This is a genomic window from Vibrio sp. CDRSL-10 TSBA, from assembly GCA_039696685.1.
Lineage (GTDB): Bacteria > Pseudomonadota > Gammaproteobacteria > Enterobacterales > Vibrionaceae > Vibrio.
This window is the reverse complement of the sequence record CP155565.1, coordinates 472,368-492,671: the sequence shown is the minus strand read 5'-3', so window position 1 is coordinate 492,671 and position 20,304 is coordinate 472,368. Positions and strand designations below refer to the sequence as shown.

The 20,304-nt window shown below is 50.2% G+C and carries 16 protein-coding genes and 1 pseudogene; 6 read left to right on the top strand and 11 right to left on the bottom strand.

All coding sequences use genetic code 11. The features are described 5' to 3' along the window. Positions 1–42: 42 nt before the first annotated feature. From ABDK09_02325 to glyA, 3 genes and pseudogenes are all read right to left on the bottom strand, one after another. Positions 43–1,020, bottom strand: a complete 978-nt coding sequence (locus ABDK09_02325) for a dipeptidase (protein ID XAW88232.1) — start codon at positions 1,018–1,020, stop codon at positions 43–45. A gap of 175 nt (positions 1,021–1,195) precedes the next feature. Continuing rightward, entirely contained in the window at positions 1,196–2,335 is a 1,140-nt protein-coding gene (locus ABDK09_02320) for a GlxA family transcriptional regulator (GenBank protein ID XAW88231.1), read from the bottom strand. Positions 2,336–3,070: 735 nt separating this feature from the next. After that, positions 3,071–4,311: pseudogene (gene glyA, locus ABDK09_02315) on the bottom strand (serine hydroxymethyltransferase). A 481-nt stretch (positions 4,312–4,792) separates the two neighbouring features. Here glyA and ABDK09_02310 point away from each other — a divergent pair. From ABDK09_02310 to ABDK09_02300, 3 genes are all read left to right on the top strand, one after another. Next, on the top strand, positions 4,793–6,400 hold the full coding sequence (locus ABDK09_02310; protein ID XAW88230.1) for a Cache 3/Cache 2 fusion domain-containing protein: 1,608 nt from the start codon (positions 4,793–4,795) through the stop codon (positions 6,398–6,400). Continuing rightward, positions 6,372–6,710: a hypothetical protein gene (locus ABDK09_02305; protein XAW88229.1), complete on the top strand. Its 339-nt coding sequence runs from the start codon at positions 6,372–6,374 to the stop codon at positions 6,708–6,710. The genes ABDK09_02310 and ABDK09_02305 overlap by 29 nt, the downstream gene beginning before the upstream one ends. Positions 6,711–6,900: 190 nt before the next feature. After that, positions 6,901–7,620 carry a GntR family transcriptional regulator gene (locus ABDK09_02300; protein ID XAW88228.1) on the top strand — a complete coding sequence of 240 codons (720 nt, stop codon included), beginning with the start codon at positions 6,901–6,903 and terminating at the stop codon, positions 7,618–7,620. Between the two features lie 72 nt (positions 7,621–7,692). Here the strand turns inward: ABDK09_02300 and ABDK09_02295 are convergent, their stop codons facing one another. From ABDK09_02295 to ABDK09_02270, 6 genes are all read right to left on the bottom strand, one after another. Continuing rightward, entirely contained in the window at positions 7,693–8,427 is a 735-nt protein-coding gene (locus tag ABDK09_02295) for an amidohydrolase family protein (GenBank protein ID XAW88227.1), read from the bottom strand. Next, positions 8,369–8,941, bottom strand: a complete 573-nt coding sequence (locus tag ABDK09_02290; GenBank protein ID XAW88226.1) for an amidohydrolase family protein — start codon at positions 8,939–8,941, stop codon at positions 8,369–8,371. The genes ABDK09_02295 and ABDK09_02290 overlap by 59 nt, the downstream gene beginning before the upstream one ends. Continuing rightward, the gene (locus tag ABDK09_02285; GenBank protein XAW88225.1) at positions 8,941–10,635 is read right to left on the bottom strand and encodes an ATP-binding cassette domain-containing protein; all 1,695 of its coding nucleotides are present in this window, start codon (positions 10,633–10,635) and stop codon (positions 8,941–8,943) included. The genes ABDK09_02290 and ABDK09_02285 overlap by 1 nt, the downstream gene beginning before the upstream one ends. Further along, the gene (locus ABDK09_02280) at positions 10,616–11,425 is read right to left on the bottom strand and encodes a branched-chain amino acid ABC transporter permease (GenBank protein XAW88224.1); all 810 of its coding nucleotides are present in this window, start codon (positions 11,423–11,425) and stop codon (positions 10,616–10,618) included. Before ABDK09_02280 ends, ABDK09_02285 begins: the two co-directional genes overlap by 20 nt. After that, the gene (locus ABDK09_02275) at positions 11,422–12,291 is read right to left on the bottom strand and encodes a branched-chain amino acid ABC transporter permease (GenBank protein XAW88223.1); all 870 of its coding nucleotides are present in this window, start codon (positions 12,289–12,291) and stop codon (positions 11,422–11,424) included. The genes ABDK09_02280 and ABDK09_02275 overlap by 4 nt, the downstream gene beginning before the upstream one ends. 136 nt (positions 12,292–12,427) lie before the next feature. Next, positions 12,428–13,546 carry an ABC transporter substrate-binding protein gene (locus tag ABDK09_02270; protein ID XAW88222.1) on the bottom strand — a complete coding sequence of 373 codons (1,119 nt, stop codon included), beginning with the start codon at positions 13,544–13,546 and terminating at the stop codon, positions 12,428–12,430. Between the two features lie 165 nt (positions 13,547–13,711). Between ABDK09_02270 and ABDK09_02265 the strand changes: the two genes are divergently transcribed. After that, on the top strand, positions 13,712–14,116 hold the full coding sequence (locus ABDK09_02265) for a nuclear transport factor 2 family protein (GenBank protein XAW88221.1): 405 nt from the start codon (positions 13,712–13,714) through the stop codon (positions 14,114–14,116). Between the two features lie 88 nt (positions 14,117–14,204). Here the strand turns inward: ABDK09_02265 and ABDK09_02260 are convergent, their stop codons facing one another. Continuing rightward, positions 14,205–15,974: an alkaline phosphatase D family protein gene (locus ABDK09_02260; protein ID XAW88220.1), complete on the bottom strand. Its 1,770-nt coding sequence runs from the start codon at positions 15,972–15,974 to the stop codon at positions 14,205–14,207. A gap of 324 nt (positions 15,975–16,298) precedes the next feature. Here ABDK09_02260 and ABDK09_02255 point away from each other — a divergent pair, with 324 nt between their 5' ends. Continuing rightward, positions 16,299–17,561, top strand: a complete 1,263-nt coding sequence (locus ABDK09_02255) for a YeeE/YedE family protein (GenBank protein ID XAW88219.1) — start codon at positions 16,299–16,301, stop codon at positions 17,559–17,561. Positions 17,562–18,002: 441 nt separating this feature from the next. Beyond that, positions 18,003–18,947 carry a ribosome biogenesis GTPase YlqF gene (gene ylqF / locus ABDK09_02250; protein ID XAW88218.1) on the top strand — a complete coding sequence of 315 codons (945 nt, stop codon included), beginning with the start codon at positions 18,003–18,005 and terminating at the stop codon, positions 18,945–18,947. Positions 18,948–19,141: 194 nt separating this feature from the next. Here the strand turns inward: ylqF and ABDK09_02245 are convergent, their stop codons facing one another. Further along, entirely contained in the window at positions 19,142–20,128 is a 987-nt protein-coding gene (locus ABDK09_02245; protein ID XAW88217.1) for a GTP-binding protein, read from the bottom strand. Between the last annotated feature and the right edge of the window lie 176 nt (positions 20,129–20,304).

Here is a 20,304-nt window from a genome sequence, read left to right as displayed (position 1 = left end):
TTATTTTAAAATTTGATTAGTTATCGATTGTAGTGTGTGAGCTTATTCGCCCCACACGTCACCTAAGACGCGAAGCCAGTTCTCGCCCATGATTTTACGAACCTGAGTTTCAGAGAAGCCGTGTCGTAACAGCGCATCTGTCAGGTTAGGGAACTCACCCAACGTACGGATGCCTTCCGGGTTGATGATCTTGCCAAAGTTCGTCAACCGGCGTGCATAGCCTTTATCGTGAGTAAGCCATTCAAAAAACGGCTGGCCATGACCTTGAGTAAAATCGGTCCCGATACCGATTTGGTCTTCGCCAACCAAATTAAATATGTAGTCGATTGCTTCGACGTAATCTTCGATCGTTGAGTTGATGCCGTTCTTCAGGAACGGTGCAAACATAGTGACACCGACAAAACCGCCGTGATCGGCAATGAATTTCAGCTCTTCATCGGATTTGTTGCGTGGGTGATCTTTCAGTCCGCTTGGCAGACAGTGTGAGTAACAAACTGGTTTTTTCGACGCTTCAATCACTTCACGTGACGTTTTTTCACCGACGTGTGACAGGTCACACATGATGCCGACGCGGTTCATCTCTGCTACGATCTCATGGCCAAAGCCAGACAGACCGCCATCGCGCTCGTAACAACCGGTACCGACCAGGTTCTGGGTGTTGTAACACATCTGTACCACACCGACGCCAAGGTCTTTAAATACTTGTACATAGCCTAATTGGTCTTCGAACGCATGTGCGTTCTGGAACCCCATCATGATGCCGGTTTTACCTTCCTGCTTTGCACGGCGGATATCGCTGGTCGTTTTCACTTTCGTCACGATGTCACTGTTCGCTTCGATCAGATTGTTCATTTCAACGATGTTATTTACAGTGTTCTGGAAACCTTCCCACACTGAGACCGTGCAGTTAGCAGCGGTCAGTCCGCCTTTGCGCATATCTTCAAAAAGCTCGCGATCCCATTTAGCAATCACGAGTCCGTCAATGACGATAGCGTCATCATGCAGTTCCTTTGCGTTCATCTTCTCACCTGGTTATTTGTTCTATGGGCTTATGCTCAGAATAGGTATTCCGGTCATTTAGTAGTGTTCTGAAAACGTCACTCCAAACACCTTTTGCGTAACTGTGCACGTCGTTTTTTGATAAAAAAAAAGCCGCTGCGAGAGAAGCAGCGGCTTAGAAGAATTTGGAGGTTTATTAGACCATTACAGACCCGTACGTAGGTTCATATTGTGCCTCATAAAGCGAGCGTGACGACTGCAGATCTGACGCTGCCAAAGCGGCTAGATCTGCCTGGGTTGGATCGTCTTCCAACTCGGCACTCAACAGGGTTGTATTCAGCTCATTATCGTAGTGGCCTAAGCGCTCTGCACGCGGAGAGATGCCGATGTGAATACGATAACACTTACTGAAATGCGGCGAAGAAACAAAGCCACATGCGGTCGCGATGTCGATAATTGACATCGAGGTCTGACGTAGTAGCTGACGCGCTCGGAACAAGCGCAACTTCAGGTAATATTTTGAAGGCGGGCATTGCAGATATTTCTGGAACAGGCGCTCCAGCTGACGACGCGACAAACCGACGTACATGGCCAGTTCATCCAGTTCGATGGTTTCTTCAATGTTCGCTTCCATCAGAGTAATCGCTTCGACCAGCTTTGGCTGAGCCGTGCCCAGCACGTGACGCAGCGGTACACGCTGGAAGTCATTTTCGCCGCGGATTCTGTCGCAAATGAACATTTCAGAAATGCTCGCCGCTAACTCATGGCCGTAGTCGCGTTTGATCATGTTGATCATCATGTCCAGCGGTACAGAACCACCGGTACAGGTCATACGATCACGGTCAATCACGAACAGATGGTTTGAGCATACAACTCGTGGGTAGGCTTCCTGTAAAGCCGCAATACACTCCCAGTGTGCCGCACACTCGTATCCATCTAACACGCCCGCTTCCGCCAACAGGTAAGGACCTGTACACAGGCCACCCAGACGCAATTGCTTACGTGCCAGAGATTGCACCCAGTTCACCTGACGTCGTGTGAAACTACGGGTAATGTTTACCCCCCCTACTACGATCAAAGTATCCAGCTTAGGCACTGAACTCATTGATGCATCGGGAGTAATCTTGATACCGTCACTGGCAGAAACCGGCTCGCCGTCTTCCGTGATGGTGTACCAATCGTACAGCTCTTTGCCACTCAGTTGGTTAGCCATTCTCAGTGGTTCGACCGCTGAAGCCAGCGCGAGCATAGTGAAGTTATTCAGCAGTAAAAAACCGATTCGGCCGACTTCTTTCTGCGCGTATCCTTGTCTGAGCGAGTTTTGTAAAACCGACATTGCGCACTCCAATTATATCTAATCATCGTTGTGGAGATTTTAACACTTTGCTAACTGTCCTATTTAGCAGTAACAAAGTAGCAACAACCGTACCCAAAAATAAATCTTCTATGATCTAAACAACCGACCATGTCGCAAACTGCTAAGTTTTATGCGAAAAATGCCGCCTATTTTTGTGACTTTGCCTTTAAAAATTTATTTTTCTTATACGATGATAAATAACCCACGTTTAAAACGGTGCTGGCACCCTGCACTGCATTGGTTCACAAGCACTAAGAGAGGGAAACCAAACTGGTGATTGTTGAAAAGATGTTAACACTTTGTACTGCGATCGCAAGATTAAAAAAGCGTCGTTTTTAGCTATTTTTGTGATTGTGAGTTAGCGCAAATATTGTATACAAATGATGCAAAAAAAAGGGAACCAGATGGTTCCCGAATTGAGTGAAGAAAGAGTGAGTGGATCACTTCACAAGTGGTGCTTCGACAATACAGAAAGCCCGTTAATCTGTACCGCTTGCACCGTTAAGGACAAATTGAGAGGGTGCTGAGCGTTTCCGCTGGTGAGAGGCATATGACAGGCTCAGCGGGCTGCCACATACCTTGTTGCTTGGTTAAAGTTGCTTGGTTTAAGCAACTTGGAAAAATGTTGCTTGGCTAAAATCCGCAGGCCAATATCGTCCGGCGCATTTTTGTCTTACTCACTGAACATCTCAACGGTAAACCGGGAAACTCTGCACAGAGCGCGATAACCTGAGATTTCACCTGTTCTATTTGCTGCTGCAACTGCGCTTCATCATCCAGAACATCAAGAATATCGGCTATCCAGGCGGCCAGCAGAGTGCACTGCTCTTCTTTAAAACCACGGGTGGTAATCACCGGAGAGCCGATTCGCAGGCCTGATGTCACAAAAGGTGATTGTGGGTCATTGGGAACCGTATTCTTGTTGACGGTAATGTTGGCACGTCCCAGAGCAGCGTCCGCGGCTTTACCGGTCAGACCCTGCTTAATCAGACTCAGCAGGAACAAGTGATTATCGGTACCGTCAGAAACGATGTCGTACCCGCGGCCAGCCAGCACTTCCGCCATAACCCGGGCGTTAGCGATGACTTGTTGCTGATACGCTTTGAATTCCGGTTGCAGTGCTTCCTGGAATGCAACTGCTTTAGCGGCGATCACATGCATCAGAGGACCACCCTGCCCGCCAGGGAAAACCGCAGAATTCAGTTTCTTCTCCAGTTCAGGGTTACTTTGCGCCAAAATCAGGCCACCACGCGGACCGCGTAACGTTTTGTGAGTGGTCGTGGTCACCACATCTGCCCATGGTACCGGGTTTGGATACAATCCTGCCGCTACCAGGCCTGCAACATGTGCCATATCGACAAAAAGATAGGCATCAACTTTGTCGGCAATATCGCGAAAACGCGACCAGTCGACCTTGCGTGAATAAGCAGAAAACCCTGCCACGATCATTTTCGGTTTATGCTCTTTTGCGAGGCGTTCAACCTGGTCATAATCGATTTCACCGCTTTGCGGATTCAGGCCATATTGCACTGCGTTGTACAATTTACCCGAGAAACTCACCTTGGCGCCGTGAGTGAGGTGACCACCGTGATCAAGGCTCATCCCTAAAATGGTGTCACCCGGTTCACACAACGCCATGTAGACGGCTGAGTTTGCCTGAGAACCCGAGTGCGGCTGCACGTTCGCATAATCAGCGCAAAACAGTTTACACGCGCGCCGATTGCTAAACTTTCGATTTGGTCGACAAACTGACAGCCACCGTAATAGCGTTTGGCCGGATAGCCTTCGGCATATTTGTTGGTCAGCACGGAGCCTTGCGCTTCCATTACACGTGGACTGGTGTAGTTTTCGGATGCGATCAGTTCGATATGCTCTTCCTGACGTTTCGCTTCCAGTTGCATTGCGGCCCACACGGGATCATCAAAACCGGCAATTGAGTCGTTCTTGCTAAACATCTTCATTTCTCCATGCTGAACTGAGTATTCAGATTCATTCCTTTGGCTGGAGAAGATGTTAGCCAGCGTCGGTTAGTGCATGCTGTTTGCTAACGCCTCAGCGGGGTCGATTTGCGACATATAAGAAACTTTTTCTCTTTTTATGGATTTTTTTCACACAACGCAGTCAGCGATGACTCTTCCAGTTCAACAACACAACAATCACTGCCTGCTAAAAATTTCAACATGAGCTATAACAGAAAGACGGCAACTCAATAACAACCAAGATGCATATTCGATAACGATCCTAACACTAATGACACATAAATCATTATTTATTGAAGTTAATTTGATTTAGATCAATTTATACCACATGATGTACAACTAAGAGGCCGTGCAAACAGACGATAACAATAGCGCTGCCTGTTTTTCTGAGCCAATCCGTTTACCACACTTTTAATCATCGACGGATGCCAGAAACCTCACTTTTTAAGGTATTTATATGAGCATTAACCGCAAATTCATTTTGAGCATTACCGTTTTAATATGCTTGATTGCTTTGGTTTTGGTTGGTTATGAAATCCAAACCAGCATTAACCAGGTTAACGAACAGGCCAATCGACAAAAAGAGCAAGCCATTCAGGAAACGACTCGCCTGCTGAATACCACCAATGACATCATGATGCAGCGAGTCGAAAGCAGCATGAAGCTACTCAAACAGCGCAGCGAACTGTTGGGTCCGGCACAATTGCAAGGACAAGAGGCCGTCGCAGGACAAAGTGCACCGGTGCTCTACTTTGGTGACACTAAACAGTCGAACAATTATGGCCTTGTCGACAGTCTTACTGACATTATGGGCGGGACAGCAACGCTGTTTGCGCGTAGTGGTAACGACTTTATTCGTGTGTCCACCAACGTCAAAAAAGACAATCAACGCGCGGTAGGTACTTTACTGTCACGCAACGGTAAAGCAATGGCGGCGATCAGCAGCGGTCAAAGCTATTACGGTATGGTCGATATCCTCGGGCACCCGTATATTTCCGCCTACGAGCCAATCATTGAGAACAACCAGACCCTTGGCATCTGGTATGTGGGATATCCGGCTAATATGAGTATTGTCACTGACTCCATTGCACAGTCGCGCATCCTGAATCAGGGATTCGTGGCTTTATACGATGGTACTGGTCAGTTGCGTATGCACTCTGACAATCTCAGTGACGCCCAAATCAAAGCGGCGCTCGACCAGCCTGATGATTGGTTGATCACGCGTTCAGACTATACGCCATGGCACTATCAGATCGTAACGGCTTACCCGAAAGCTGAAATTTCAGCCATGATCTGGAAGATTTCAATCCAGGGTGCCGCGACGGTATTGGTGATCAGTTTAGTCATGATAGGTTTTATTACTCTGCTGGTACGACGTATCATCGGTAAACCTTTAGCCGTTTATGTCGATGCGATTCATAACCTGGCGGATGGTGAGGGTGATCTCACACAACGCTTCGACCAACGTGGCAATGATGAACTCGCGACTATGGCTAAAGGGTTCAATAAGTTGTTGGATCGCATCCATACAACAATCAAACAGTCGAAAAGTGCCGCAGAAGCTGTCAATCAGTCTGCCGCTCAGCTGATGGCTATCGCAACGCAATCTTATGCGGCTTCAGAAGCGCAGAATAAGGACACAGAACAAGTTGCTGCAGCATCCCATGAAATGAGCCTTTCAGCGCAAGATATCGCTAAAAATACTACCAATGCTGAACACAACGCCAACCAGGCGAATCAAGATGTGAGTCGCGTCGGTGAGACTCTGACTCAGACCATAAATAGCATCCAGCATCAGGCCGATACCATTCAAAAATCCACTGCTGTGGTAGGAGAACTGGTTAATGCGAGCCACAGCATTGGCAACGTGCTGGGTGTGATTAATGACATCGCTGACCAAACTAACCTGCTGGCGCTGAATGCTGCTATTGAAGCAGCTCGGGCCGGCGAGCAGGGGCGCGGCTTTGCCGTTGTCGCTGATGAAGTCCGATTACTGGCCAGCAGAAACCCAGAAATCAACAGAAGAGATCCGGGCGATGGTCGAGCGTTTGCAGACCAGCGGTGAAGAAGCCTCAGAGCAGATGACGTTGAGCAGCCGGATCGCCGCGGATAATGTCCAGCAGGCACAGATTGCTGATGATGTCCTGAAAACGGTTCTTGCCTCAGTAGCAAACATTTCGCAGCTTAACGCCGAAATCGCCAGTGCTGTGCAACAACAGCGTTATGTCGCGGAAGATGTGAGCAAGAACATCAATCAGATCCGTGAAGCCAGCGATCAGAATCTAAACCTGAACAGCGAAACTCAACAAGCCTGTCAGACGCTTAAACAACTGGCCGATAATCTGCACCATCAGCTCTCGCTGTACCGGGTGTAAATCACACCAGTACCACTTTCAAAGCGACCAACTCATGGTCGCTTTTTTATGGTCGAACTTTGACCAACACCTCATGCACCAGACCAGGTGCCATATTGCCACGCTGTCAGTTGTCCTTTCTTGTTGTCTCACTCCGTCTATCAAGGGTAAACTGAGTGCTAGCAATGAGAAATATAAGGTTTTCACAGCAATGGTTACGCCGCGCCCCACCGCATCGACGCATAAACAACAAGAAGTACAACGCATTATGGCCGCCCTTTCGACCGCAATAGCCCAGCACAAGCTTAAACCAGGTCAGCGTCTGGTCGAAGCGCAGATTGTTGCTGCGCTGCAAGCCAACCGTAACCATGTGCAGACAGCTCTGCAGCGTCTTGCGCTGCAGCATATTGTCACCATCGAACCCAATCGCGGCGCGATGGTTTCGCAGCCGACGGCAGAAGAAGCGCGCGAAGTCTTTGCCGCCAGACGGGTAATCGAACGCGGGATTGTCGAAGGTATTACAATGCAGAAACTGGCCGAACACTGGCCGAAAATTGAGGCACACATGCAAGCTGAACAAGCCGCGGTGCAGACCAATGACCGCCGCGCCATTGTCGGTGCCTTGTGCGATTTTCACCGCCTGCTGGCTAACCTGTGCGGTAATCGGGTCCTGATGGAGATGTTTGATAATCTGATGGTACGCAGTTCACTGATTGTAGCGCTTTATCAGCGTAACGATGTTCCGGCTTGTCAGCACAATGAACATCAGCAGCTTATTGATGCATTAAAAGCCGGCAATCAATCACAGGCTGTCGCTGTTATGCTGGCGCACCTTGATCATCTGGAAGCGGAATTGGTGTTGAGCCCGGGCAATGACCAAGAACTTGACCTTGGTGACGCACTCAGTCAAACGCCTGTAACGCCAGATTAAGCAGCCGACAAAGTGAAACAGCGGAGAAATGCTATTAAATGCTATTCCCCGCTGTTTATTCTCTCTACCGGTTTAAAGCGGATGATGTAAGCTCACCTGCGGCCGGGTAAAGGTTATCCGGCCACGTTTGATCGCCATAACGGGTGCTTGTACAGTTGCGACCACATCCGCTTGACTGAGCGCGTTAAAGAAGACCGCATCGGCCACCTTACCAATCCCGATCCCGTAGTGTTGCAGTTTCATCAGCTTTGCCGAGTCACCTGAAATCCACTCAAAACACTGACTCAGCTCCGCGGGTGTCGCCAGTTGAGCGACATTGGCATACAGATTCGCCTGCCTGACCTGAGAAGCATCCCCGTATGGTGTAAACGGGTTCTCAACATTATTGGTCGAAATTGAACAGCACACACCCTGTTTACTCAGCGGCAGCAGCGGTGCGACGCCGCGCGGCACCAAATGGTCAAACTCGCGTCCGTTGAGAAATAAATCAGTGCTCGGCAGCGCCGTTAACCGGACGCCTGCCTGTGCCATTTCCTGCGCCAGTTGTTGTAACTTAGCCGGTTTGACTGCTGACAGCTTGGTCACATGGCCCACCGTTACCCGGCCCTGGTAACCAAATTCACGCGTCATTTCCACCACGTATGGCAGTGTCATGGTTGAACTGTCGAGGTCGAAATCGAGATGAAAATCGAGATCGACATCGTACTGAGTGGCCAGGCTAAACAGCGTTCTGACTTGCTGCTCAGGATCACTGTCGGTATACGGACAACCGCCGAGCAAATCGGCGCCCTGCTCCAGAGCTTGCACCAGCAACTCGTAAGTTTCCCGGATTATTGTGCAGCCCCTCCTGAGGAAATACACACAGCTCAAGGCTCAGCGCCCAGGCATAATCCTGCTTGAGCTGCTGTATAGCCTCGAACCCGGTCAGGCCGACGACAGGGTCTATCTCGACATGGGTGCGCATATAGCTGGTGCCCTGGGTGATGGCTTTTTCCAGTACCCGTTTCCCTCGCTGGTACACATCCTGGTAGGTAAAGCCTTTTTTCAGCTGTGATGTCTGTTCAATCGCTTCTTGCAGTGTGCCGTGCTGCAGCCGGCAACGTGACACTGTACAAGCTTTATCGAGATGAACATGAGTTTCGACCAGGCCTGGCAGCATGAGTTGCCCTTTGGCATCAATCACATGTGCTGCACCGAAGGCGCTCGTATCTGTCTCATTTTGCGGCTGCAAAGCGGTAAAATATCCCTCTTGGATAAACGCGCAGCTGAGCGTTGACTGCCCTTCTAAACGACAATTTATCACTACGGTATCTGCTTGCATTAACTTGCTCCCATATAGGCTTTTTCTAACTCCGAATCGGATAATAATTGTTGTGCCGTACCGGCCTGCACTATCTTGCCGGTTTCGAGTACGTAAGCCCGATCAGCAACCTGCAACGCTAGGTTGGCCATCTGGTCGACGAGCAGTATGGTCACGCCGTCGTCTCTGAGCTGCGCCAAGGCATCGTATAGCTCGGCGATCATCGACGGCGCTAAACCCAGAGACGGTTCATCGAGTAACAGGATGCGTGGTTTGGCCATCAATGCCCGTCCGACCGCAACCATTTGCTGCTCTCCTCCGGACAACAGCCCGGCTTGGCTCTCTATCCGATCGCGCAGGCGCGGAAAGCGCTGTAAAATCGCTTCAATTTCGTTTGCCTCATCCACATGGTCCTGCCTTGAATACGCGCCGAGCAGCAGATTGTCTCTGACTGACAGGTCACCGAACAGCTGGCGTCCTTCGGGAACCAAAGCCAGGCCACGTTCGGCGATCTGATCAGCATTCATGTGATGGATGTAGCTGTCATCAAGGCCAATCGTCCCGCTGGCCGGCTTCTTAAGCCCCGCCAGGCTGCGCAGAATACTGCTTTTTCCGGCACCATTGGCCCCTAAAATGGCGACACATTCGCCAGGATTGACCTCAATATCAACCTCATGCACTACAGGGGACGCCCCGTAGTCTATGGTCAGTTGTTTGGTAAAAAGGACTGACTGTTTGGCAGCAGCCCACTGCTTAACCCGTGGCGGGGCGTTATAACTGGTCGCTCCCAGATAGGCAGCAATGACCGCCGGATCCTGTTGAATCTGTTGTGGTTGACCCAGAGCGATCGGTTTACCGGCATCCAGCACCAGAATCTGGTCACTGACGCCCATCACCAGTTTCATGTCATGCTCAACCAGAATGACCGCGATACCAAATCCGGCGATGGTCTTGATTAAACCGGCTAATTGATCGGTATCCTCACGGCTCAGACCTGCCGCCGGCTCATCCAGCAACAAAACCCACGGACAGGTGGCCAGCGAACGTGCTATCTCGATCAGACGGCGGTCAACATGGGGTAAGTCCTGTGCGGGAGTATTGATGGATCCCTGATAACCGACCAGTGCCAGCAGATTCAGCGCCAGTTCGCGCTGCCCTGGCTGCCGGGCGTAAAACGGATGGCCGATACTGCCTTGCTGCATCGCCGCCAACAGATTTTCCAGTACTGACATGTCATCAAACAACTGGCTGGTCTGATAGGTGCGTGAAATGCCGCAGCGGGCGATACTATGAGCATTCAGGCCAACAAGTTCTTCATTCAGGCTGACACTGCCCTGATCCGGGGTATAAAAACCACTAATCATATTCAGGACCGTAGTTTTACCCGCCCCGTTAGGGCCGATGATACTGGTCACTTTGCCAAGCGGCGCTTCAAAACTGACCCCTTGCGCCGCGACTACACCCCCAAAAGTAATACCGATATCGGCAACGTTTAGCCCGCTAAGGCCGTTATCAGCACGATCGTAAAACGTCGCAATCTGATGCCGGTTGACCGATTTTGGTGGTAACTCAATGCTGATTTTACGCAGTCGTGTGGTGATTTCACCGATCAGACCACGCGGAGCGCCCCACAACACGGCAAGCAGCAATAGAGCAAAAATCAACAGACGATACTCCGCCAGCGGCGCCAGCAACTCAGGCAATAAAATCACCACAGTGGCACCCAGAAACCGGCCCCCATAATGTGCCAGTTCCGCCCAGAATCACCACCAGCACAAATAAAATCGACTGAGTAAACGGAAATGTACTCGGGCTGATGTACATCATCAGTGGCGGGATCATCGCACCGGCAAGCCCCGCAAACGCCGCCGATAAAGCAAACGCCAGGGTTTGTGTATGCAGTGGATTGAATCCGAGTGAACGCGCTGCAATCGGACTCGATTTAACCGCACGCATTGCTTTGCCCCACCCACTGTAATAAACCTGTTGATACATAATCAGTGCAGCGCCGAGGCTCATCATGCCGATAAGCGCAAGCAGACGGTCCGGTTCCAGTTCGCCCAATTCCGGCATCGGGATCCCCATTAACCCATTGGCACCACCGGTCACGTCACGCCATTCCATCAGGCCGTGATGCACGACAAAAGAAAACGCGATGGTCACCATTGCCAGGTAAGGCCCGCTGACCCGCATGGCCGGGATCGCCAACAAACCACCCACAGCGCCGCACACCAGAGCGGCAGCCACAACAGCCAGCCCGAAAGGAACTCCGTTCAACAGCAACAGCGCACTGACATAAGCGCCGATCGCATAAAAAGCGATATGACCAAAACTGATCTGGCCGCTCATCCCCATCAGGATGTTGAGACCAACGCCAACCAATGCCGTGATTGCACAGAGAGTGAATACCAGTAACGAATAGCTGTCGAGCAGAAAACAAAGCACGGAACCCGCCAGGGTAAACAGCGCAATCCACAACCAGGATTTTGACTGAGTGATACTCATACTTTCACCTCCTGTCCTTTAACAAACAGGCCATTGGGTTTGACCGCTAATGCGAATATCACCAGCGAGAAGGTAATGATCTGAGTGAACGCTGAGCCAAAATAAACCGTAACTATCGCCTCCACTAAACCAAAAATAAGCCCGGCACTAAACACACCGGACGCACTGGTGATACCACCCAGAATGGCGACTACGAAGGCTTTGAGTCCGAACAGCGTGCCCATATCAGAATGCACCGCAAACAGTGGCGCGATGAGAATACCGGCGATCGCGGCGAGTACCGTCGACATGGCAAAACTGACCGCCACAACGCGACTGACATTGATCCCCATCAGGCGGGCAGAATCCGGATTCTGTACACAAGCGAGCAGCACTTTTCCTAAACGGGTACGGCGCACCAGCACAGCCAGTAACAGCGCGATAATCACACCGACCACAGGGATCAAGACCTGTAGTGCATACACTCCGCTGCCGAACAAGTCGACACTGGTGGTAGCAAATTCGTTAGTAAACTGACGCGGCTCTTTACCGAAGGTAAACAACACCGCATTATCGATTAAAATGCCTCCGGCGACCGTCGCCATCAGCCAGGCATCAGAGCCTTTATTGGCAAACGGGCGCACCAGAAAGCGCTCAATGGCCAAACCATATAACGCACTGAGCAGCAAAGTCACACAGAAAGCAACCCAGTAAGGCATACCCCAGGTGATGCAAAAAGAGTAAGCCAGCACCGCGCCGAGCATCATGGCGCTGCCCTGGGAGAAATTGACGGTTTTACTGACGATATAAGTAATATGAAACCCGAGGGCAAGGAGAGCATACATGCTCCCCAGACCCAGCCCGGTAATAATGGCAGCGGTTAACATGACGTAACGCTCTCCTATCCGTATTGACTGACCAAATATTTGTATTGACTCACCACCGTTCAGTGCGAGTTACTGAACCGGTACGATTTGGTCGTTGACGAAATGGGTGAAAACGTAATCTTTGGCGCCAATCGCATCATGTTGGGTTTCGGTGAAACGGCCGTTTAAAGTCCTTGATCAACCCCTGATAGTCATCAATACGGTAGTAACCGTCACGAATGGCACTGCCCTGAGTTGAACCGGCATTTTGTATTGCCAGCGCAGTGAGATGCATCGCATCGTACGCATTGGCTATGCCAACAGCCGGTGTCACATCAGCCACACTTTTGATTTCCGGGAATTTCGCCTGCAATTTGCCAAACACTTCACCGCCTTTCCCCGACTGGGTATCGGTAAACGTAAAGGTCTGAATAAAATGCACCCGATCCGCCGTCGGTCCGGCTAGCTCACCAAAGCGCCCGCCTGCCGGGCCCCAGTGAGAAACAACAGGTACGTCCCAACCCATACGCTCCAATGATTTCACCACTTGGGCTGAAGGTGCCACGTTAGCCACCATCAGCAAAGTATCGGTGCCTTTTTCTTTCAACCGGGTGAGTTGTGGCACTAAGTCAACATCACCAGACTCAATACGTTCTATCCCGCTGTATTCCAGACCACGCGCCTGCAATGCCTTGCGAAACCCCTTCTCGTTTGACTCTCCCCAAGGGTTATTAATCAGCAACATACCCGGTTTTTTCATGGCATAGTTATCAATGCCATATTGCACCAGCGCTTCATCAACCACTTCATCCACCGCCGAAACACGGAATACATAATTCTCTTTAGCGCCATTCTGGGTGATTGGCGTACCCGCCGCCCAAACCCCCATAAACGGCATTTTCATTCGGTTGGCAACGGGCACGATGGCAAGGGAAACCGGAGTATCCAAACCGCCAAACAGCACAGCCACATCTTCTTTTTGAATCAGCTCGCGGGCTGCCAGCAACCCTTTCGAAGGATTACTTTCATCATCACGCCGCACCAGTTCCAGCGGACGGCCCAACACTCCGCCTGCCTGATTGATTTCATCAATCGCGATCACCAAACCACGGGTAATCGCCTCACCCGATTTGGCAGACTGGCCTGACAGCGCCGCGACCAATCCGACCTTGATCGGTTCAGCTGCATATGCAGCCAAGGCACTCATGGACAGTGCTGCCGTGACACCCACCGAAAGTCCGTGTTTAACCAGTTTGTTGATTGTTGAACGTTTCATAAGATCCCTCTTTTCATTAATTGCTAGCCATTGCATGATTATTGCTAGCAATTTGAGTGCCAGACGAAAAGTACCGAATTTGGTGGAATTTGCCAAGAAATCTGCACAAAAAAGATCCAAATCAGATTCGTTTGCACCATTAATAACCAACTAAGGAGAGACTCAATGTCAGAAACAGACAAAGCAGTAGAAATCGTCAGCCAGTTTTTAGAGGCCTCAATGAAGCCGGATCCGGAAACTGCCGCTACTTTTATGGATGAACAGGTCAAAATCACTTTTACCGGGCGCAGAGAAATGGCCAACGCGCAGGCCATCACCGCCTTCAATCAACAGCGCTATCAGTGGATAAAGAAAGATATTGTGCAGTATGACGCGGTGCAGAAAGAGGATCACTGCGTTGTCTATTCGATTGGTTATCTGTACGGACAGTGGCCGGATGGCCGCCACTTTAATGGCAACCGCTATACTGATCGCTTTGAAGTGCGGGATGGCAAAATCACCAAAATGGATGTGCTTAATGACAGTGCTGAGTGGATTTTAACGCCGGAGATCAACCGCGAACAGGCCTGAACTCACGCATAGGTTACCTAACAGTAAGCGAGTCAGGAACAAAAGCAGACAGAGAGCAGAACACTAGCTTCTGCTCTCTGTTTTGCTATCAGGATAAAGTGTCTGCCATCACCACTTGCGGCTGTCCGTTGACCATGTAGGCCTGACGACTGCGCCCGGTCAGTTGGGTAAATTGCTGCGACAAGATAGTATCGACAAACTGCCAGCTCGCATTAGCTTGCTGTGGGGTCAGCTCCAGTAACAGATAGCCACGCTGATACAGATTGGTGTATTGCAAGCCCTCAACCAGGCCAACAATATACTGTTCATAGGTTTCAACATCATCCGCTGCAATCGACAAATATTCCTCAATACCGGGTGAGGTCACCGAACTGGTGGCAAACTCAACCGCGACCGTATCCCCGTCGGCATCAATCAGATTATTCGCCCAGGCATTATGGGTATCGCCTGCCAGAACGACGGCGTTTTTACCCAGTTGTTTGATGGTTTGCAGCACGACTTCACGCTCATAGCCATAGCCGTCCCAGGCATCGAGGTTATAAGGAATATTGGGTAACTGCAGCAACGCCAGAACCTGCGCAGTCAGCAAACTTTGATTTGCGGTCAGGTAATCGATTTCCTGCTGGGTCAGCGTCGGATCCCCCGCCTCAGCCCGGGCAGCGAGCTGCGCTAAAGAGCCTAACGTCACATAATCGCTGATCGACATCTGCTGCGTCGCAATAGCAGCAGGCAGTACCATTCTGCCCATCAGTACTTGCTGACCCAGAATCTGCCAGGTGCCGGTAGAGACCTGCAGCTGCTGCTGTAACCAGGCCAGTTGTGTCGCTCCCAGCATAGTGCGGGTTGAGTCCGTCAGTGCGGCGGTCAGACCGGCCTGATCGAAGTTACCACTGCCGTCAATATAATCGCTGTAACTGAGTTGCTGGTCACGAGCCAGCAAACGGGTATCCAGCATATGCAGATCGGCAAGATTGCCGAAACTAAAACTACGATAAATATCCTGATGATCGCCTTCACTCCAGGGGCGGATCGGCAGCCATTCGAAATAAGCCTGAGTTGCGGCCAGTTTGCGCGCCGTGTAATCACCTTCACCATCATTATGGTTTTCCGCCCCGTCACGCCAGGCATCGTTGGCAACCTCATGGTCATCCCATACGGTAATAAACGGCACTTTGGCATGCAGTTTTTGTAAGCTGGCATCAGTGCGGTACTGGGCATAACGGGTTCGGTAGTCGCTGAGTAACAGCAATTCGGTATCCGGCAGCACTTCCCTGCCCAGCTCTGCGGCATTTTCACTGGCATAACCACCGCGGGGATGCTCATAAATGTAATCCCCAAGATGCAACAATGCATCCAGATCGTCTCGCTGCGCCACCAATTCATACACGTTAAAGTAGCCGGCGGGATAATTTGAACAGGAAACCACAGCAAGTTTGACCGAGCTGACGTCCCCCTCGGGCAGAGTTTTAGTAACGCCGGTCTCTGACTGGCGATTGGCGACCCAAAAGCGGTAGTAATATTGTGTCCCAGCTTCGAGGCCGATGGCATCGACTTTCACGGTGTAATCACGCTCCGATGTGGTAATGGTCGTGCCGTTGGTAATCAACTGGGTAAAGTCAGCATCCGTTGCCACTTCCCATGCAACACGAACGTTGCCTTTCCCGACGGGAGTGACACGAGTCCACAGTATCACCGCATCACTGAGCGGATCACCGCTCGCTACGCCGTGTTCAAAAGTCGCCGGTACACTGTTACTCAGATTAAGATTACAGCCCATCAGTCCGGATGAAATAACTGCCGCTCCAACACCTTTGGCAGATAATTCGAGAAAACGACGCCGGGTAAACGTATCACTCATCGCTCTTCCTTTTATGCTCAGATTAGTAAAGCCAGAATTGTCGTTAATCAACGTGACGCATCAGTGAAGTATGGGTGAAGTTTTTGCAGAGTAACAATGACAAGCCGGAGATAAAACCAGCACCTTATAAAACCGGTCGGCGCTTGAGAGCAGCGTCTGACACCGACAACTTATTGATTAATTGTTAAAAACAATCTTATTAATAATCGTTTATCTTATAACGATTCATTCTAATTTTTGACCTGCGTCACAAAGCTACGCCATGTTAGTCTACGCGCCTTTTCTGTTCCAATTTCCAACTTGTTGGTAAGTAAGGTTTTACATATGAATAAAGTACAAGCATGGTGGGGAGCAGCTATTGCCCTCGTGGCTCTGCTTCTTGGCGCAACTCTTCTTAAAGACGCATCACTGTTTATGCGCCTGCTAATGGGTCTGGCGCTGGGCTTCGCCCTGACCAAAGGTTCGCTGGGTTTTGCGGGCAGTGTCAATCGTGCTTATCGCCGCGGCTCAACCCAGCTTCTGCAAACGCTGATGTTTATGTTTGTGGTTACCGCTGTGGTCAACGCGGGCATTCTGTTTAATGCCGATGCCGGCGACTACCGCCTTTGGGTTAACCCAATCAACATCGGTCTGCTGGTTGGCGGCGTCATGTTCGGCGCTGGCATGAGCTTATCAAGCTGCTGCGCCACAGGGGTTATGGTCGAGATGGTCGGCGATATCCCTCGCGCACTGATTACTCTGCTGTTTTTCGGCGCTGGTGTTTTCTTCGGATTCCCGCTGCAATCCACTCAGGAATGGATTACGCAAACCGTAATATCGAGCCCGAGCTACGCCGGTAAAGGGGTATTCCTGCCAGATCTGTTCAGCTGGGGTCCCCTGAATGGCTACTTTATGTCTGTGGTAGTGACTATTGTCTTTGCTTCAATCGTGGTTCTGGCTGCGCGTAAATATCAGGCACGCCGTGAGCAAGCCGGTACCTTCTATGGTGTAGACGGTGAAATGCTGCGTGAACAGAGCGCGCAACAACCAAAACCAAGCACTAACGCGAAGCTTTTCAGCAAAGAAAACTACCAGCGCTGGTTAGGTAATGTTTGGCAAATGAATACTTCGGCTCTGGTCATCGCATTGGTTTTTGGTGTCATGATGGTCTCAACAGGATCTGGCTGGGGGGCGTCGACGCCATTCGGTATCTGGTTTGGTAAACTGCTGATGGCGTTTGGTGTCAGTTCTGCGGATATTGCTGCGTTTACTCACCGTCCGGAAGCGCTGTTTAACCTGCCGTTTTTCGAGCACGGCGTCAGCGTGCAGAACCTGGCGATCATGATCGGTACTTTAGTTGCAGTGCTGTTTCTGGGTAAATTTTCCCTGTCACTGAAAACCAACTACTCCGTTCGCCATTACGCGTTGTTTGCACTGGGTGGCCTGCTGATGGGCTTTGGTACCCGTTTTGCCAATGGCTGTAACGTAGGCGCGTTGTTTACTCCTATCGTCAACTTCTCTCTTTCAGGCTGGGTTTTCCTGATTGTACTATTGATCGGTGGCGTACTGGGCAACCGTCTGCAAGCCGCCGTTTTAAAGCAATGCTGATTTTTCCGCGCCGCTGATCCAGTGTCCATCGGGTTATTTGGAAAAGCTAGGTGATAAGAAGAATTTAGTGATTAACCAAAACCGCTGCAACGCCGCGTTTCCTCACGCGGCGTTTTTATTTTTGCCCTAGCGGATTCCGGCGGGCAAAGGCGTATTTGAATTTCACTCTGCTCAATGTATCTCAAAACTAGGCGAAGTCGATGCTTAAACACTGTCAATCTATGCTACACCAGCCAAATGTCCTCACAGTCTCGCCGATAAACGGAGAGCGGATTCCAGCAGGGTCAATTAAGTGGTAATATTGGCAGATTAAACCGTGCTGTGGCGGCGGATAAGCACAGGTTGTTCTTTTAGACAAACCTGCGATTCTCATCCAATCGTCTGTTATTTCCAGCTTTTTACCACAGACAAAACCATTAAATTAAAAGGCAATATCTTCAAATGGTTAACAACAATATCCAATGGTTTCCGGGCCACATGCATAAAGCAAGCAAGGAAATCGAAGAAGCGATCCCTCAGGTAGACGTTATCATCGAGGTACTGGACGCACGTATTCCGTTCAGTAGTGAGAACCCGGTGATTTCACGTCTGCGTGGTGATAAACCAGTCGTTAAAGTACTAAACAAACGCGACCTGGCCGACCCGGAAATGACGCAACTTTGGATTGAACATCTTGAAAAAGAGCAAGGCGTGAAAGCCATGGCTGTCACCACGTCTAACGTGCAGGAAGTGCATAAAATTCTTGAGTTGTGCCGTAAACTGGCACCGCACCGTGAAGAGATCGGCAAGAACATTCGTACCATGATCATGGGTATTCCGAACGTGGGTAAGTCCACCATTATCAATACCCTGGCCGGACGTGTGATTGCGCAAACCGGTAACCAGCCTGCGGTAACCCGCCGTCAGCAGCGTATCAACCTGCAAAACGGTGTCGTACTGTCTGATACACCGGGAATCCTGTGGCCAAAAGTTGAAAACCCGCACAGCGGTTTCCGCCTTGCCGCAACAGGCGCAGTCAAAGACACCGCGATGGAATATGACGAAGTAGCGTTCTATACAGTGGAATATCTCGCTGCTCATTACCCGGAAAAGCTCAAAGAGCGTTACCAAATCGATGAATCGCCTGAGTCAGATGTGGAGTGGATGGAAGCGATTGGCCGCAAGCGTGGCGCATTACGTGCCGGTGGCCGCGTTGATCTGCATAAGGCGTCAGAAATTCTGCTGCATGAACTTCGCCAGGGTGTGATTGGCCAAATCACACTCGAATTACCGGAAATGATCACGCAAGAGCTGATTGAAGTTGAAATCGAAGAAGCTCGTAAAACAGAAGAAAAAGCGAAGCGCAAAGAAGAGCGTCGCAAGCGTTACCTGCGTAACAAGCGTTAAGCCAACACGCAGAGATGGCTCTATCCAGTATTGTGACTGACTCTGTATGACCTATGTATGAAAAGGGCGCTATCTAAGCGCCCTTTTCATATTAGTATCAATGAGATTGACTAACTGATTCAGTTTACAGCCAAGAGCTAAAAACTCATTCACTCCTGGCGATGGCACTCATTCACTCCTGAAGAGCAACCCCATTAGCGATTAATTCCCGCCAACTTAACCAAAATATCTTCCAGTTGTTGCCAGGGCATCAGCTGTGAGTCAATCAGTTCTATGCGCGACTCAAAACCTTCCAGGCTCATTTCATTGACGGAAACCACTCCCTGAGACACGTTGAACGCATAGCAGCCACGGTCAGTGTTCACCACAGCCTTAATCCGTTCCGCTTTAAGATCGCTGAACAGAGAGAACAGGTCATCAAAGCCAAACGCAAATTCAGCGCCAAACAGCCAGCCACAACTGAAATAGCCCTGCCCCTGATTTTCACGGCGTACATAAGGTTGCTTTGGATCCAGTTCAAACTGGGGCTCCATCTCTGAGTGATGGTGATGATGGGCATCACGCGCGTCCACTTGCTCCGGCACCAAACGTTCAATATCCAGTACTTCCAGCGGCAGTTGCCCGCGCGATACCAACTTATGAAAGATTTTGGACGGAGACTGGTCGGTAACCCAATCGTTAAACGCATCGATATCATCCACGTCGCATTCATCGACTTTATTACCAATGATCACCTCGGCACAGCCAAGCTGATCATTAAAGTTCTGGTTACTGGTGTATTTTTCGTTACGCAGATTACGTGGATCAACCAGTGCAATCGTCGCTTTCAAATCCACGTATGGCAGATACTGCTCGGAGGTCAGAGTGGCAATCACTTGTTTCGGGTGGCCGAGCCCGGTCGGTTCAATCAGCAAACGGTCCGGCTTTTGACGCAGCAGTGCGTTGATACCCACTGACATTGGCACACCAGCAGTGCAACACATGCAGCCGCCCGGCACTTCTTTTATCAGCGCCCCTTGCTCGGACATCATGGCACCGTCAATACCAATTTCACCAAATTCATTCACCAGTACCGCCCACTTTTCATCGCTGGGTTTAGTACGAAGCAGGTTAAGTATGCTGGTGGTTTTACCTACACCGAGAAACCCGGTAATTATGTTGGTCGGAACTTTTTCAGTCATGGTTATACTCCCTTTTGTAATAGTATAACGTTCAAACCAGCTGCGAGTAAAAAACTATTACGATATAAAAACTATTGCGAGATAAACGAGTTAGCCGTGCTTTTTATATCCACTCGGCTTTCGACATGAAAACAAAACATTGATACAGCTTATCAATATTTCTCAGTCAGGCTGGC

Bases quoted from the DNA above. Each gene is read 5' to 3' on its own strand.
- ABDK09_02320 (XAW88231.1), bottom strand. From the start codon at position 2,335: ATGTCGGTTTTACAAAACTCGCTCAGACAAGGATACGCGCAGAAAGAA.
- ABDK09_02310 (XAW88230.1), top strand. From the start codon at position 4,793: ATGAGCATTAACCGCAAATTCATTTTGAGCATTACCGTTTTAATATGC.
- ylqF (XAW88218.1), top strand. From the start codon at position 18,003: ATGGTTAACAACAATATCCAATGGTTTCCGGGCCACATGCATAAAGCA.
- ABDK09_02270 (XAW88222.1), bottom strand. From the start codon at position 13,546: ATGAAACGTTCAACAATCAACAAACTGGTTAAACACGGACTTTCGGTG.
- ABDK09_02260 (XAW88220.1), bottom strand. From the start codon at position 15,974: ATGAGTGATACGTTTACCCGGCGTCGTTTTCTCGAATTATCTGCCAAA.
- ABDK09_02325 (XAW88232.1), bottom strand. From the start codon at position 1,020: ATGAACGCAAAGGAACTGCATGATGACGCTATCGTCATTGACGGACTC.
- ABDK09_02300 (XAW88228.1), top strand. From the start codon at position 6,901: ATGGTTACGCCGCGCCCCACCGCATCGACGCATAAACAACAAGAAGTA.
- ABDK09_02290 (XAW88226.1), bottom strand. From the start codon at position 8,941: ATGCAAGCAGATACCGTAGTGATAAATTGTCGTTTAGAAGGGCAGTCA.
- ABDK09_02275 (XAW88223.1), bottom strand. From the start codon at position 12,291: ATGTTAACCGCTGCCATTATTACCGGGCTGGGTCTGGGGAGCATGTAT.
- ABDK09_02255 (XAW88219.1), top strand. From the start codon at position 16,299: ATGAATAAAGTACAAGCATGGTGGGGAGCAGCTATTGCCCTCGTGGCT.
- ABDK09_02305 (XAW88229.1), top strand. From the start codon at position 6,372: ATGGTCGAGCGTTTGCAGACCAGCGGTGAAGAAGCCTCAGAGCAGATG.
- ABDK09_02245 (XAW88217.1), bottom strand. From the start codon at position 20,128: ATGACTGAAAAAGTTCCGACCAACATAATTACCGGGTTTCTCGGTGTA.
- ABDK09_02265 (XAW88221.1), top strand. From the start codon at position 13,712: ATGTCAGAAACAGACAAAGCAGTAGAAATCGTCAGCCAGTTTTTAGAG.
- ABDK09_02280 (XAW88224.1), bottom strand. From the start codon at position 11,425: ATGAGTATCACTCAGTCAAAATCCTGGTTGTGGATTGCGCTGTTTACC.